The sequence below is a fragment of the Enterobacter ludwigii genome, from assembly GCA_023023105.1.
In the GTDB taxonomy this organism is placed as follows: Bacteria; Pseudomonadota; Gammaproteobacteria; order Enterobacterales; family Enterobacteriaceae; genus Enterobacter; species Enterobacter adelaidei.
In genome coordinates this window covers 3,832,504-3,845,954 of record CP083824.1, presented here as the reverse complement: position 1 = coordinate 3,845,954, position 13,451 = coordinate 3,832,504, and the positions used below count along the sequence as shown (strand labels likewise).

At 54.6% G+C, this 13,451-nt stretch carries 14 protein-coding genes and 1 other RNA gene; 11 read left to right on the top strand and 4 right to left on the bottom strand.

Features of this window, described 5'->3' with window-relative positions; translation table 11 throughout:
• Positions 1-116: 116 nt before the first annotated feature.
• The 3 genes from LCD46_18545 to LCD46_18535 all read left to right on the top strand — a co-directional run bounded on the left by LCD46_18545 (position 117) and on the right by LCD46_18535 (position 2,568).
• Positions 117-971: a small-conductance mechanosensitive channel MscS gene (locus LCD46_18545; GenBank protein ID UOY70029.1), complete on the top strand. Its 855-nt coding sequence runs from the start codon at positions 117-119 to the stop codon at positions 969-971.
• A 145-nt stretch (positions 972-1,116) separates the two neighbouring features.
• Positions 1,117-1,752 (top strand): arginine exporter ArgO, encoded by a 636-nt coding sequence (argO, locus tag LCD46_18540; protein ID UOY70028.1) that lies wholly within the window; start codon positions 1,117-1,119, stop codon positions 1,750-1,752.
• Between the two features lie 93 nt (positions 1,753-1,845).
• Positions 1,846-2,568, top strand: coding sequence for an oxidative stress defense protein (locus LCD46_18535; GenBank protein ID UOY70027.1), 723 nt, complete (start codon positions 1,846-1,848; stop codon positions 2,566-2,568).
• A gap of 41 nt (positions 2,569-2,609) precedes the next feature.
• On the opposite strand, the gene argP is transcribed toward LCD46_18535, so the two are convergent.
• Positions 2,610-3,503: a DNA-binding transcriptional regulator ArgP gene (gene argP, locus LCD46_18530; protein UOY70026.1), complete on the bottom strand. Its 894-nt coding sequence runs from the start codon at positions 3,501-3,503 to the stop codon at positions 2,610-2,612.
• 127 nt (positions 3,504-3,630) lie between these two features.
• Here argP and rpiA point away from each other — a divergent pair, with 127 nt between their 5' ends.
• Both rpiA and serA read left to right on the top strand, forming a co-directional pair.
• Positions 3,631-4,290, top strand: coding sequence for a ribose-5-phosphate isomerase RpiA (rpiA, locus tag LCD46_18525; GenBank protein UOY70025.1), 660 nt, complete (start codon positions 3,631-3,633; stop codon positions 4,288-4,290).
• Positions 4,291-4,557: 267 nt separating this feature from the next.
• The gene (gene serA / locus LCD46_18520) at positions 4,558-5,790 is read left to right on the top strand and encodes a phosphoglycerate dehydrogenase (protein UOY70024.1); all 1,233 of its coding nucleotides are present in this window, start codon (positions 4,558-4,560) and stop codon (positions 5,788-5,790) included.
• Positions 5,791-5,831: 41 nt separating this feature from the next.
• Here the strand turns inward: serA and LCD46_18515 are convergent, their stop codons facing one another.
• The 3 genes from LCD46_18515 to zapA form a co-directional block, all read right to left on the bottom strand.
• Complete coding sequence (locus LCD46_18515; protein UOY70023.1) at positions 5,832-6,428, bottom strand: 5-formyltetrahydrofolate cyclo-ligase; 597 nt, start codon at positions 6,426-6,428, stop codon at positions 5,832-5,834.
• 24 nt (positions 6,429-6,452) lie between these two features.
• Positions 6,453-6,636: non-coding RNA, 6S RNA (gene ssrS / locus LCD46_18510), on the bottom strand.
• Positions 6,637-6,677: 41 nt separating this feature from the next.
• Complete coding sequence (gene zapA / locus LCD46_18505) at positions 6,678-7,007, bottom strand: cell division protein ZapA (GenBank protein ID UOY70022.1); 330 nt, start codon at positions 7,005-7,007, stop codon at positions 6,678-6,680.
• A gap of 168 nt (positions 7,008-7,175) precedes the next feature.
• On the opposite strand from zapA, the gene LCD46_18500 reads away from it, so the two are divergent.
• From LCD46_18500 to gcvH, 6 genes are all read left to right on the top strand, one after another.
• Positions 7,176-7,754, top strand: coding sequence for a YecA family protein (locus LCD46_18500; protein UOY70021.1), 579 nt, complete (start codon positions 7,176-7,178; stop codon positions 7,752-7,754).
• Between the two features lie 31 nt (positions 7,755-7,785).
• Positions 7,786-9,099, top strand: a complete 1,314-nt coding sequence (gene pepP, locus LCD46_18495) for a Xaa-Pro aminopeptidase (protein ID UOY73002.1) — start codon at positions 7,786-7,788, stop codon at positions 9,097-9,099.
• The gene (gene ubiH / locus LCD46_18490) at positions 9,096-10,274 is read left to right on the top strand and encodes a 2-octaprenyl-6-methoxyphenyl hydroxylase (GenBank protein ID UOY70020.1); all 1,179 of its coding nucleotides are present in this window, start codon (positions 9,096-9,098) and stop codon (positions 10,272-10,274) included. The genes pepP and ubiH overlap by 4 nt, the downstream gene beginning before the upstream one ends.
• Positions 10,275-10,286: 12 nt before the next feature.
• Positions 10,287-11,489 carry an FAD-dependent 2-octaprenylphenol hydroxylase gene (gene ubiI / locus LCD46_18485; protein UOY70019.1) on the top strand — a complete coding sequence of 401 codons (1,203 nt, stop codon included), beginning with the start codon at positions 10,287-10,289 and terminating at the stop codon, positions 11,487-11,489.
• A gap of 397 nt (positions 11,490-11,886) precedes the next feature.
• A complete protein-coding gene (gene gcvT, locus LCD46_18480) occupies positions 11,887-12,981 on the top strand; it encodes a glycine cleavage system aminomethyltransferase GcvT (GenBank protein ID UOY70018.1) in 1,095 nt (364 codons plus the stop codon).
• A 23-nt stretch (positions 12,982-13,004) separates the two neighbouring features.
• Positions 13,005-13,394, top strand: coding sequence for a glycine cleavage system protein GcvH (gene gcvH, locus LCD46_18475; protein UOY70017.1), 390 nt, complete (start codon positions 13,005-13,007; stop codon positions 13,392-13,394).
• Positions 13,395-13,451 lie beyond the last annotated feature (57 nt).

The window sequence follows — 13,451 nt, the reverse complement described above, 5'->3', positions numbered from 1 at the left end:
AGAAATCAGCCGCCGTAAATGGCATATTTTCCTGCTTTTGTTTACCTTTAACACTGGCGTTTTCGTGATTAAGATCTCGTTAGCGCGTGTTTTGGGTTATTAACAAGGAAAATTGAATGGACGATCTCGGTGTAGTAGATGGTATTAACAATGCGGGAACCTGGCTGGTGCGCAACCAGGCATTGCTGCTGAGTTATGCGGTTAATATTGTAGCAGCCATTGCGATCATCATCGTCGGGATGATCGTGGCGCGTATCGTATCGAACGCGGTTAACCGCGTAATGCTGGCCCGTCACATTGACGCCACGGTGGCTGACTTCCTCTCCGCACTGGTGCGCTACGGCATTATCGCCTTTACGCTGATTGCGGCGCTGGGACGCGTCGGCGTACAGACCGCATCGGTAATCGCCGTGCTTGGTGCAGCAGGTCTGGCTATTGGCCTTGCATTGCAGGGCTCGCTCTCGAATCTGGCCGCCGGCGTACTGCTGGTCACCTTCCGCCCATTCCGTTCTGGTGAGTACGTTGACCTTGGTGGGATTGCCGGAACGGTACTTCAGGTACAGATTTTCTCTACCACCCTGCGTACCGTTGATGGTCGTATTGTTGTTGTGCCAAACGGGAAAATTATTGCAGGCAACATCATCAACTTTTCCCGCGAACCTGTGCGCCGAAATGAGCTGATCATCAGCGTGGCATATGATTCTGATATCGATCAGGTGAAGTCGCTGATTAGCAATATCATTGCTTCAGACGATCGTATTCTGAAAGACAAAGAGCAGACCGTACGCCTGAACGAACTGGGTGCTTCTTCGATTAACTTCGTGGTACGTATCTGGAGCAAAAGCAGCGATCTGCAAAACGTCTACTGGGATGTTCTGGAGCGTATCAAACGTGAGTTCGATGCTAACGGCATCAGCTTCCCGTACCCGCAGATGGACGTAAACGTCAAAAAAGTCAAAGAAGCAGAATAACTTCACCACCAGGCCCGGTAAGCGTTAGCGCCACCGGGCATTATTTTTATAAGCACGACTAATCCCCAATTAATATTATCAATTTCCTCTAATGTGATTCGCGCAGTATAGTCTGCTTCCAGAACAACACTGTGAGAGTTTCGTCATGTTATCCTATTACTTTCAAGGGCTTGCCTTAGGTGCGGCCATGATCCTTCCGCTTGGCCCGCAAAATGCGTTCGTGATGAACCAGGGCATTCGCCGCCAGTATCATCTGATGATTGCTCTCCTGTGCGCGGTAAGCGATTTGCTGCTGATCTGCGCCGGGATTTTTGGCGGTAGTGCATTGCTGATGCAGTCGCCGTGGCTTCTTGCATTGGTTACCTGGGGCGGCGTGGCGTTCCTGCTGTGGTACGGTTTTGGCGCACTGAAAACGGCCATGAGCAGCAACCTTGAACTCGCAAGCGCTGAAGTCATGAAGCAGGGGCGCTGGAAGATCATCGTCACCATGCTGGCGGTTACCTGGCTTAACCCGCACGTTTATCTCGATACTTTTGTGGTGCTGGGGAGCCTGGGCGGACAGCTGGATGTTGAGCCGAAGCGCTGGTTTGCGCTTGGCACGGTCAGCGCCTCTTTCCTCTGGTTCTTCGGTCTCGCCATACTTGCGGCATGGCTGGCCCCTCGTCTTCGCACTGCTAAAGCGCAGCGGATCATCAACACGCTGGTGGGTCTCGTGATGTGGTTTATCGCCTTCCAGTTGGCAAAAGAGGGCATTCACCATGTCCAGGAATTGTTCAACTAAGCCATTGTCTTATGGACAACTGAACAAGACCCGCTAAGCTTGCTGGCATGCGCCCTGTTGTTGGGGCACTCTTCGCAACATGGAGGAATGACAGTGAAGTTTAAAGTGATGGCCCTGGCGGCATTAGTGAGTTTAGGTGCGGTGTCGGTGCAGGCAAGTGAACTGCCAGATGGCCCGCACATCGTCACTTCAGGCACCGCAAGTGTGGATGCGGTACCGGATGTTGCAACCCTGGCGATTGAAGTCAATGTGGCTGCGAAAGATGCGGCATCTGCCAAGAAGCAGGCTGACGATCGTGTTGCGCAATATCTCTCTTTTCTTGAGCAGAACGGTGTAGGTAAAAAAGATATCAACTCCGCTAACCTGCGTACTCAACCCGATTACGACTACCAGAACGGCAAAAGCATTCTGAAAGGCTACCGTGCTGTGCGTACTGTCGAAGTGACGGTGCGTCAACTGGACAAGCTGAATGCATTATTGGATGGCGCGCTGAAGGCGGGGCTGAACGAAATTCGCTCTGTGTCGCTGGGCGTTGCGCAACCGGAGAAATACAAAGACGAAGCGCGTAAAGCGGCGATTGATGATGCGATGCATCAGGCGCAACAGCTGGCCGCTGGCTTTAACAGCAAGCTCGGCCCGGTTTACAGCGTGCGTTACCACGTCTCTAACTATCAGCCAAGCCCGATGGTGCGGATGATGAAAGCCGATGCGGCGCCAGTATCTGCTCAGGAAACTTACGAGCAGCCGACTATTCAGTTCGACGATCAGGTTGATGTGGTGTTCCAGCTGGAACCGACTCAAAAGCCAGCTCAGTAACCGGTAGGCCGGGTAGGCGAAGCCGCCACCCGGCTTATTTTTTAATCCTGTCTCAACACCTTATGTCCGTACGCCAGTAGCGCATCGGTCACGTTGCGCATCATGCGGCTTTCCGGCGCAAAACGGTGCCAGTAAAGCATCCGGCGCTGATACAGCCCCGGCGTTAGGTCAATCAGCTCTCCGCTTTTCAACTCTTTCTCAATCTGCAGATGCGGGATCATGCAGCAGGTGGTGCCCTGACGCGCAAGCTGCACGAAGGCTTCAGACGAGTTGACGATATGGCACGGTACGCTGCCCGGCGGCAGGTCAAAGTTTTGCTGCAGGAACGCCTGATGCATATCGTCCAGATGGTCGAACGCTACGGCGGGAGCTTTCAGCAGCGCGGCGCGGGTGACGCCGTTCGGGAAGTAGCGCTCGGCAAAGGCTTTTGAACCGACAAACAGGTAATCCAGAGCACCTAACTGATCGACAAGACAGCTCGGCAGCGCCTGAGGCTGAATACTGACCGCACCAACCACTTCACCACGACGCAGGCGCTCCTGGGTACGGGTTTCATCTTCAACCTGTAAATTCAGACGGATAGGTGAATCTGCCAATACCGGGGCCAGGGCCGGCAGCAGCCAGGTTGCCAGACTGTCGGCGTTGACCGCCAGAGAGAGCAGCAGTGGCGTAGAGCCCGTTTGTTCGTCACCCAACCACTCATCTTCCAGCAGTTCAACCTGGCGCAGCAGGGCGAGGAGCTTTTGCCCTTGCTCGGTTGGACGTGGCGGCACGGTGCGTACCAGCAGCGGCTGGCCGAACATGTTTTCAAGCTGTTTGATACGCTGTGATACGGCGGACTGCGTGATGCAAAGCTTTTGCGCCGCGCGCTCAAAACCTCGTTCACGAATAACTGCATCAAGTGCCTGTAGTGTTCTGTAGTCCGGACGTTTCATTGCTCTGGCTGGCTCCTTAATTTGGCTTATTCTGCACTATGACACAATTTTCCCTTTGTGACAGACGAATTCCACCTCACGTGTTCTATAATGCGGCCTAAGTTTTCACACCACAGGCAAAACGATCATGACGCAGGATGAACTGAAAAAAGCAGTAGGATGGGCCGCTCTCCAGTATGTACAGCCGGGTACCATTGTCGGTGTCGGTACGGGATCAACCGCGGCACACTTTATCGATGCGCTGGGCACGATGAAGGGGCAAATCGAGGGCGCGGTTTCCAGCTCCGATGCTTCCACGGAAAAGCTGAAAAGCCTCGGCATTACCGTTTTCGATCTCAACGAAGTTGACCGTCTGGGGATTTACGTTGATGGCGCGGATGAGATTAACGGCCATATGCAGATGATCAAAGGCGGTGGTGCAGCGCTGACGCGTGAAAAAATCATCGCCTCCGTTGCGGACAAGTTCATCTGCATCGCGGACGCCTCCAAGCAGGTCGATATTCTGGGTAATTTCCCGCTGCCGGTGGAAGTGATCCCGATGGCCCGTAGCGCGGTTGCCCGTCAGCTGGTGAAGCTGGGCGGTCGTCCGGAATATCGTCAGGGCGTAGTCACTGATAACGGTAACGTGATCCTCGACGTTCACGGTCTGGAAATCCTTGATGCTATTGCGCTGGAAAATGCCATCAACGGCATTCCAGGCGTAGTGACCGTAGGGCTATTCGCCAACCGTGGCGCGGATGTGGCGCTGATCGGCACCGCTGACGGCGTGAAAACCATCGTAAAATGATCTGACGGGGGGAGTCCTCCCCCCGCTAAAAAATTTTTGAAAAGCTAAATTCGGTGACTTGTGTCACGTTTTTACGCCTCTTTTGCCGATCCTGCCGCATTCACAAATTTCTGTAGCATTTTCCTCTGTCATTTTACCCTGTATGACTTTTCTTCAGAGTGCCGACGCAAACGTTCATATTGCTGCAATAGTTTTTTTTGATATGTTGGCTATAGCGGATTTAAATCCAGCACAACATCAGTTCAGATAAAATACAGGGTCGGGTAAATGGCAAAGGTATCACTGGAGAAAGACAAGATTAAATTCCTGCTGGTAGAAGGCGTGCATCAGAAAGCGCTTGATAGCCTTCGTGCAGCGGGTTACACCAACATCGAATTTCACAAAGGCGCGCTGGACACCGAAGAGCTGAAAGCGGCCATCCGTGATGCCCACTTCATTGGTCTGCGATCCCGTACCCACCTGACTGAAGATGTAATTGCTGCGGCGGAAAAACTGGTTGCCATTGGCTGTTTCTGTATCGGCACCAATCAGGTCGATCTGAATGCAGCCGCCAAACGCGGTATTCCAGTGTTCAACGCCCCGTTCTCCAACACCCGTTCCGTGGCGGAGTTAGTGATTGGCGAGTTGTTGCTGCTGCTACGCGGTATCCCTGAAGCTAACGCCAAAGCACACCGCGGAGTCTGGAATAAACTGGCAGCGGGGTCATATGAAGCCCGTGGTAAAAAATTGGGTATCATTGGTTATGGTCACATTGGTACTCAACTGGGGATTCTGGCTGAATCTCTCGGGATGCATGTCTATTTTTACGATATTGAAAGCAAGCTGCCTCTGGGTAACGCGACGCAGGTTCAGCACCTGTCTGATCTGCTGAACATGAGCGACGTGGTGAGCCTCCACGTGCCGGAAAATGCCTCCACCAAAAACATGATGGGCGCGGAAGAGCTGGCGCTGATGAAGCCGGGCTCACTGCTGATCAACGCCGCGCGCGGCACGGTTGTCGATATCCCGGCACTGGCGGATGCGCTGAAGCGTAAGCATCTGGCGGGTGCGGCCATCGACGTCTTCCCGACGGAGCCTGCGACCAACAGCGATCCGTTTAATTCTCCGCTGTGCGAGTTCGATAACGTGATCCTGACGCCACACATTGGCGGCTCGACCCAGGAAGCGCAGGAGAACATCGGTCTGGAAGTGGCGGGTAAACTGAGCAAATATTCTGACAACGGTTCTACGCTCTCTGCGGTGAACTTCCCGGAAGTGTCTCTGCCGCTGCACGGTGGTCGTCGCTTGCTGCACATTCACGAAAACCGTCCAGGTGTGCTGACCGCCATTAACCAGATCTTTGCCGAGCAGAGCGTCAACATCGCCGCGCAGTATCTGCAGACGAATTCTCAGATGGGTTATGTGGTGATTGATATTGAAGCGGATGACGATGTTGCCGAGAAAGCACTGCAGAGCATGAAGGCGCTTCCGGGGACGATTCGCGCGCGTCTGCTGTACTGATTGTGTTGTGTCGGGTGGTGGCTGCGCCACCCGGCTTTATTCTACCAGGTCCAGGTTTTACTGGGCGTCACCACCGCCGGCAGCGGCACATCCCATTTTTCCACCGGCAATGCCTCCACGCCCTGACAATCATGCGCGTAACCCACCGGCTGTAGCCCATACTGTTGCCAGTTTTGCAGCGTCCGGTCGTAAAAGCCGCCGCCCATCCCTAAACGCTGGCCCTGTTCATCAAACGCCACCAGAGGCGTAATCAGCACATCCAGCTGTGACAGCGGCAGCACGTCACGAACATCCAGTTTTGGCTCAGTGATTTTCAGACGATTCACGACCAGATCGCTGTGCGGGTGGTAGTGAAGAAACAGTAGATTACCTTCGCTAAACGGATGCAGCACTGGCAGGTAAACTTTCTTCCCGGCTCGCCAGAGTTGCTCGATGAGAGGTTGGGTATCCAGCTCGCCATCAAATGAGAGAAACAAGGCGACGGTATGCGCCATCACAACAGGCGGATACGCCATCATGCGCGCGGCAGCCTGCTGGGCAAAATGCGCTTGCTGATCGGAGGTTAACGCACGACGGCGTTGACGAATTAACTGACGAATGTCCTGGCGTGAAGCAGAAACTTCAGGGAATTGAGTCATGGTAGTCGGTAGAAGAAAAGAGAGGGAATCTCCGAGATGCCGCCGCAGGCTGTAACCCTTGAACCCTTGGTTCAAGGTGAATGTGTCGTCATAGTTTTAAGGCTTCTCGGACGGACCGAGCATGCTCACCAACCATGGAGCGCCACATTCTTGTGGTATGAAATATCGGCTCAGGGGACTGGCCCGCTTGCGAACATCTCAGAGAAATTTTGTCTTCACAGTTACTCTACCATAGTCAACTGAGAAGTGTTATTCAAACTTTGGTCCCGGTCTTTCGGGATTGCGACCTTGATCAAGCAATGCCTGTTCTATGGTCTGCTGGAGCATTTTAATGCGCTGCTCCATGCTTGCCGCGTAGTCGCGGGTCTTCGCTTTTTCCTGAGTCAGTTCATAGCTGATGTTCAACGCGGCGATGAAAACCAGCTGCTCAGTATTTGTGACTCTAGTGCGTTCTTTTAGATCTTGCAACCGCTGATTCAAATCGTCCGCAGCCTGATTCAGGGCATCCCTTTGTTCAGGTGGACAATTCACTCGCAGTGAACGGCCAAAAATCTGGAGATCGACGGGTTGTGCAGACATGCCACCTTCCTGCTGATTGACTGCGCTGCCTTCGCTTATTGCCCCGGGGGCCGCGAAGGGGCGACACTATAGCTACCCTGATGTGAAGATACAAGCCCTTTTCTGGTATCACCAGGGTCCAAAGTGGTAGCATATCATGAAACTTCCCCCCTTTGACGACGAATGCTCATGTCTATACAGAACGAAATGCCTGGTTACAACGATTTAAACCAGTTACTGAACCAGCAGGGAGTGGGTTTAACCCCTGCCGAAATGCACGGTTTGATCAGTGGCATGCTGTGCGGCGGAAACAGCGACAGCTCATGGCAGCCGCTGATCCACGACCTCACGAACGAAGGGCTGGCGTTTGGTCACGAGCTGGCGGAAGCGCTGCGTAAAATGCACGCCGCCATCAGTGATTCACTGGAAGATGATGGCTTCCTTTTTCAGCTTTATCTGCCTGAGGGCGATGACGTAAGCGTGTTTGATCGCGCTGATGCGCTGGCAGGGTGGGTAAACCACTATCTGCTGGGGCTGGGTGTGACACAGCCTAAACTCGATAAAGTGACCGGCGAAGCCGGTGAAGCGATCGACGACCTGCGTAACATTGCACAGCTTGGTTACGATGAAGACGAAGACCAGGAAGAGCTGGAAATGTCTCTCGAAGAGATCATCGAGTATGTGCGCGTGGCGGCGTTGCTGTGCCACGACAACTTTACGCGCTCACAGCCGACCGCGCCGGAAGTCCGCAAACCAACCTTACATTAAGAAAAATAACGCACAGGAGGGTGTCATGGTTATCTCGAATCAAGAGTATTCGCGCCGCCGCCAGGCGCTGCTCGCCAAAATGCAGCCGGGAAGCGCTGCGCTGATTTTTGCCGCGCCCGAAGTAACGCGCAGTGCCGACAGCGAATATCCCTATCGCCAGAGCAGCGATTTCTGGTACTTCACCGGCTTTAACGAGCCGGAAGCGGTACTGGTGCTGATTAAAAGCAATGACACCCACAACCACAGCGTGATTTTCAACCGCGTACGCGATCTGACGGCCGAAATCTGGTTTGGCCGCCGCTTAGGCCAGGAGGCCGCGCCGGCGAAGCTGGGCGTTGACCGTGCGCTGGCGTTTAGCGAAATCAATCAGCAGCTCTATCAGTTGTTGAATGGTCTGGATGTGCTTTACCACGCCCAGGGCGAATACGCGTATGCCGATGAAATAGTCTTTACTGCCCTGGATAAGCTGCGCAAAGGCTCGCGGCAGAACCTGTCCGCCCCCGCCACGCTCACAGACTGGCGTCCGGTCGTGCATGAGATGCGCCTGTTCAAGTCCGAAGAAGAACTGAATTTGATGCGTCGGGCAGGTGAAATCAGCGCGCTGGCGCACACCCGAGCGATGGAGAAATGCCGTCCCGGAATGTTCGAATACCAGCTGGAAGGCGAAATTCACCACGAATTTAACCGCCACGGCGCGCGTTATCCCTCTTACAACACCATCGTTGGCGGCGGAGAAAACGGCTGCATTCTGCATTACACCGAAAACGAAAGTGCGCTGCGCGACGGCGATCTGGTGCTGATTGACGCCGGTTGCGAATATCAGGGCTACGCGGGGGACATCACCCGTACCTTCCCGGTGAACGGTAAATTCTCACCGGCGCAGCGCGCGATTTACGACATCGTCCTGGAATCGCTTGAAACGGCGCTCAGGTTGTATCGCCCCGGGACCTCCATCCAGGAAGTGACCGGCGAAGTTGTGCGCATCATGATTACCGGCCTGGTTAAGCTCGGTATTCTGAAAGGGGACGTAGACACTCTGATTGCTGAAAATGCACATCGACCGTATTTTATGCACGGCCTGAGCCACTGGTTGGGGCTGGATGTGCATGATGTGGGGGCGTATGGCGCAGAGCGTTCGCGCGTGCTGGAGCCGGGCATGGTATTAACCGTAGAGCCTGGGCTGTATATCGCACCTGATGCCGACGTGCCTGAAGAGTACCGCGGGATTGGCATCCGCATTGAAGACGATATCGTCATTACCGAAAGCGGCAACGAGAACCTGACGGCCAGCGTGGTCAAAAATGCTGACGATATCGAGGCGCTGATGGCAGCGGCACACAAATGAGCGTGATTATTGTTGGCGGCGGAATGACGGGGGCCACGCTGGCACTCGCTATTTCGCACATGACACAGGGGAAACTCCCGGTGCATCTGGTGGAAGCCGTTGCTCCAGAGGCTTCCGACCACCCCGGTTTTGATGCCCGCGCCATTGCGCTGGCGCAGGGGACATGTCAGCAACTGTCACGAATTGGTATCTGGCAGGCAATTGCCGACTGTGCGACGGCGATCAACACCGTTCATGTTAGCGATCGCGGTCATGCGGGTTTTGTCACGCTGGATGCGCAGGATTATCGTATTGATGCCCTGGGGCAGGTCGTTGAGCTGCACGACGTCGGATTACGTCTGTTCCGTCAGCTCCAGGATGCACCAGGCGTCACGCTGCATTGTCCGGCGCGTTTGGCCAGTTTTAGTCGCACTGAAGGAGCGGTCAGCGTGACGCTGGAAAATGGCACTGTTCTTGAAGGCCAGCTTTTGGTTGCCGCAGATGGTTCTCGATCTGCGCTCGGCACCCAGTGTGGTATCGAGTGGCGTCAGCAGGCTTATGGGCAGGTGGCGGTCATCGCGAATGTCTCCACGGCCGGAGCGCACAGCGGCAGGGCGTTTGAACGTTTTACACAGCATGGTCCGCTGGCGATGCTGCCGATGTCGAACGGACGCTGCTCGCTGGTGTGGTGCCATCCCCAGAGTAAGTCTGAAGAGATTCAGTCCTGGTCCGACGAACGTTTTTGCACTGAGTTGCAAAAAGCCTTTGGCTGGCGGTTGGGACAGATCGCTCATGCAGGCAAGCGGACGGTATATCCGTTGTCGCTGACGACAGCGTCTCAATCCATCTCGCATCGTGTCGTGCTAGTGGGCAATGCCGCGCAGACGCTGCATCCGATTGCGGGTCAGGGCTTTAACCTCGGGTTACGTGATGTCATGAGCCTTGCAGAAACCCTTTCGCAAGCGTGGGGTGAGCAAAAAGATTGCGGTGCGTACTCAGTGCTAAGCCATTACCAGAAGCGACGTCAGGCGGATAAAGAGGCGACGATTGGTGTCACTGATGGTCTGGTTCATCTTTTTGCCAATCACTGGGCGCCGCTGGTTGCGGGCCGTAACCTCGGGCTGATGGCGATGGAATTATTCATTCCGGCACGTGACGTGCTGGCGCAGCGGACCCTTGGTTGGGTCGCGCGTTAAGGAGTTATCACCGTGCAAAATGTTGATGTCGCCATCGTTGGCGGCGGAATGGTTGGACTGGCGCTGGCCTGTGGTTTACAGGGCAGCGGCCTGCGCGTGGCCGTGCTGGAGCAAAAGCAGCCCCAGCGTGTCGCACAGGATGCGCCGCCGGAACTCCGCGTCTCGGCAATTAATGCGGCCAGCGAAAAGCTGCTGACGCGCCTTGGTGTCTGGTCAGATATCGTGGCGCAGCGTGTCAGTTGCTATCACGGCATGGAAGTATGGGATAAAGACAGCTTTGGTCATATCGCTTTTGATGACGAAAGTATGGGCTATAGCCATCTCGGTCACATCATCGAGAATGCCGTTATCCATCATGCGCTGTGGCAAAAAGCGCAGTCATGTAACGATGTTACCCTTATGGCACCTGCACAAATCCAGCAGGTCGCGTGGGGTGAAAACGAGGCGTTTATTACCCTGCAAAGCGGCGACATGTTGACTGCACGTCTGGTCGTTGGCGCTGATGGTGCGAACTCCTGGCTGCGTAATAAAGCCGATATTCCGCTGACGTTCTGGGATTATCGTCATCATGCTCTGGTGGCGACAATCCGCACTGAAGAGCCGCACGGCGGTGTCGCGCGTCAGATCTTCCACAATGACGGCATTCTGGCCTTCCTGCCGTTAAGCGATCCGCATCTGTGCTCGATTGTCTGGTCCCTGGTGCCAGAAAAAGCGCAGCTGATGCAGGAGGCCACGCCAGATGCGTTCAACCAGGCACTGCGTATGGCGTTTGATAACCGTCTTGGGTTATGCACGCTTGAGAGCGAGCGTCTGGTGTTTCCGTTAACCGGACGCTACGCGCGTCAGTTTGCGGCTCACCGTCTGGCGCTGGTGGGGGATGCGGCACACACAATTCATCCGCTGGCCGGGCAGGGCGTTAACCTTGGCTTTATGGATGCGGCAGAGCTGGTTGAAGAACTGCGTCGTCTGCATCGTGAAGGGAAAGACATTGGTCAGCATCTGTATCTGCGTCGCTATGAGCGTAGCCGCAAGCACAGCGCGGCAATGATGCTGGCGGGCATGCAGGGTTTCCGTGAGTTGTTTGCCGGTGCCAATCCGGCGAAAAAACTGCTACGCGACATCGGCCTCAAGCTCGCTGATACGCTTCCCGGCGTTAAACCTCAGCTTCTTCGTCAGGCGATGGGTCTTAACGACCTACCGGACTGGCTGCGCTAATTTAGAACCCCGTCACATTTTATTTTCCCGGCCTCTGTGCCGGGGAAATTCCCTCGTTTGAAATATTCTAATTTCACCTCATTTTTCGCATTAGATAATCTAATCTTGCTGATTTTATGTTACGGAAATTTGGCCCATATTTCCGCAGGAAATATCGCCATGTGCTAAATCCTGTTAGATCATTGTTAATTTTGTGCGGGGTTAATCGCATTTTTCCAGTGAATAACTCTGTAGGCTTTTCAGCGTTTTTTGGTCATAAGCTAATGTGATGACCCATTTTACCTTATGGTTAATCGCCGGTTTCGGTGGTAAGTTCAGGTAAAAGAGAACGTTTGCGTCGGCCCCTGAAAACGAGGCTGATACCGGGTTTCACGGTGAATTTTTCAACGAGGACAAGATGGCTCAACAGACTCCTTTGTACGAACAACACGTGTTATGCGGCGCCCGCATGGTGGACTTCCATGGCTGGATGATGCCGCTGCACTACGGCTCGCAGATTGATGAGCACCACGCGGTGCGCACCGATGCCGGTATGTTCGACGTGTCCCACATGACGATTGTCGATCTGCGCGGTAGCCGCACCCGGGAGTTTTTGCGTTATCTGCTGGCAAACGACGTCGCCAAACTCAAGACGCCGGGTAAAGCGCTCTATACCGGCATGCTAAATGCCTCCGGCGGCGTGATTGACGACCTCATCGTCTATTACTTCACAGAAGATTTCTTCCGCCTCGTTGTTAACTCCGCTACCCGCGAAAAAGACCTCTCCTGGATTACCCAACACGCTGAACCTTATGCCATCGACATCACCGTTCGTGACGATCTGTCGTTGATTGCCGTACAGGGCCCAAACGCCCAGGCGAAAGCCGCATCTCTGTTCAGCGACGAGCAGCGTAAAGCGACTGAAGGCATGAAGCCGTTCTTTGGCGTGCAGGCAGGTGATTTGTTTATCGCTACCACTGGCTATACCGGTGAAGCGGGTTACGAAATTGCGATGCCAAATGAGAAAGCCGCAGATTTCTGGCGTGCGCTGGTGGAAGCCGGTGTGAAGCCAGCGGGTCTGGGCGCACGTGATACGTTGCGTCTGGAAGCGGGTATGAACCTCTACGGTCAGGAGATGGATGAAGGTGTCTCTCCGCTGGCGGCCAATATGGGCTGGACCATCGCATGGGAACCTGCTGACCGTGAATTTATTGGCCGTGAAGCGCTGGAAATTCAGCGTGAGAAGGGTACTGAACAACTGGTGGGTCTGGTGATGACCGAGAAAGGCGTACTGCGCGGTGAACTGCCGGTGCGTTTTACCGATGCTGATGGCAATCCGCGTGAAGGCGTGATCACCAGCGGTACCTTCTCCCCAACGCTGGGCTACAGTATTGCACTGGCACGCGTGCCGGCAGGCATTGGCGAAACGGCGGTGGTGCAAATCCGCAACCGTGAAATGCCGGTCAACGTGACCAAACCGATTTTTGTTCGCGCCGGTAAGCCGGTCGCCTAATCATTTTTATCAGGAGAAATTCAATGAGCAATGTGCCAGCAGAACTGAAATACAGCAAAGAACACGAATGGCTGCGCAAAGAGGCGGACGGCACTTACACCGTAGGGATCACCGAGCACGCACAAGAGCTGCTGGGCGACATGGTGTTTGTTGATTTGCCAGAAGTGGGCACGACCGTAGGCGCAGGCGATGACTGCGCTGTGGCGGAGTCCGTAAAAGCGGCATCTGACATCTACGCCCCTGTGAGCGGCGAAATCGTTGCCGTCAACGACGCGCTGAGCGACTCCCCGGAGTTGGTCAACAGCGAGCCTTACGGCGAAGGCTGGATCTTTAAGATCAAAGCCAGCGACGAAGCGGAAGTTGCTGCACTGCTGGATGCGACCGCGTACGAAGCACTGCTAGAAGACGAGTAATTGTTAATCCCCCTCTCCCACAGGGAGAGGGCAGGGGTGAGGGTGCTCATCTTCCCC

What these genes read in the sequence shown, in the direction of transcription:
- LCD46_18545 (UOY70029.1), top strand. Translation starts at nt 117, where the DNA reads ATGGACGATCTCGGTGTAGTAGATGGTATTAACAATGCGGGAACCTGG.
- argO (UOY70028.1), top strand. Translation starts at nt 1,117, where the DNA reads ATGTTATCCTATTACTTTCAAGGGCTTGCCTTAGGTGCGGCCATGATC.
- argP (UOY70026.1), bottom strand. Translation starts at nt 3,503, where the DNA reads ATGAAACGTCCGGACTACAGAACACTACAGGCACTTGATGCAGTTATT.
- rpiA (UOY70025.1), top strand. Translation starts at nt 3,631, where the DNA reads ATGACGCAGGATGAACTGAAAAAAGCAGTAGGATGGGCCGCTCTCCAG.
- serA (UOY70024.1), top strand. Translation starts at nt 4,558, where the DNA reads ATGGCAAAGGTATCACTGGAGAAAGACAAGATTAAATTCCTGCTGGTA.
- LCD46_18515 (UOY70023.1), bottom strand. Translation starts at nt 6,428, where the DNA reads ATGACTCAATTCCCTGAAGTTTCTGCTTCACGCCAGGACATTCGTCAG.
- zapA (UOY70022.1), bottom strand. Translation starts at nt 7,007, where the DNA reads ATGTCTGCACAACCCGTCGATCTCCAGATTTTTGGCCGTTCACTGCGA.
- LCD46_18500 (UOY70021.1), top strand. Translation starts at nt 7,176, where the DNA reads ATGTCTATACAGAACGAAATGCCTGGTTACAACGATTTAAACCAGTTA.
- ubiH (UOY70020.1), top strand. Translation starts at nt 9,096, where the DNA reads ATGAGCGTGATTATTGTTGGCGGCGGAATGACGGGGGCCACGCTGGCA.
- gcvT (UOY70018.1), top strand. Translation starts at nt 11,887, where the DNA reads ATGGCTCAACAGACTCCTTTGTACGAACAACACGTGTTATGCGGCGCC.
- gcvH (UOY70017.1), top strand. Translation starts at nt 13,005, where the DNA reads ATGAGCAATGTGCCAGCAGAACTGAAATACAGCAAAGAACACGAATGG.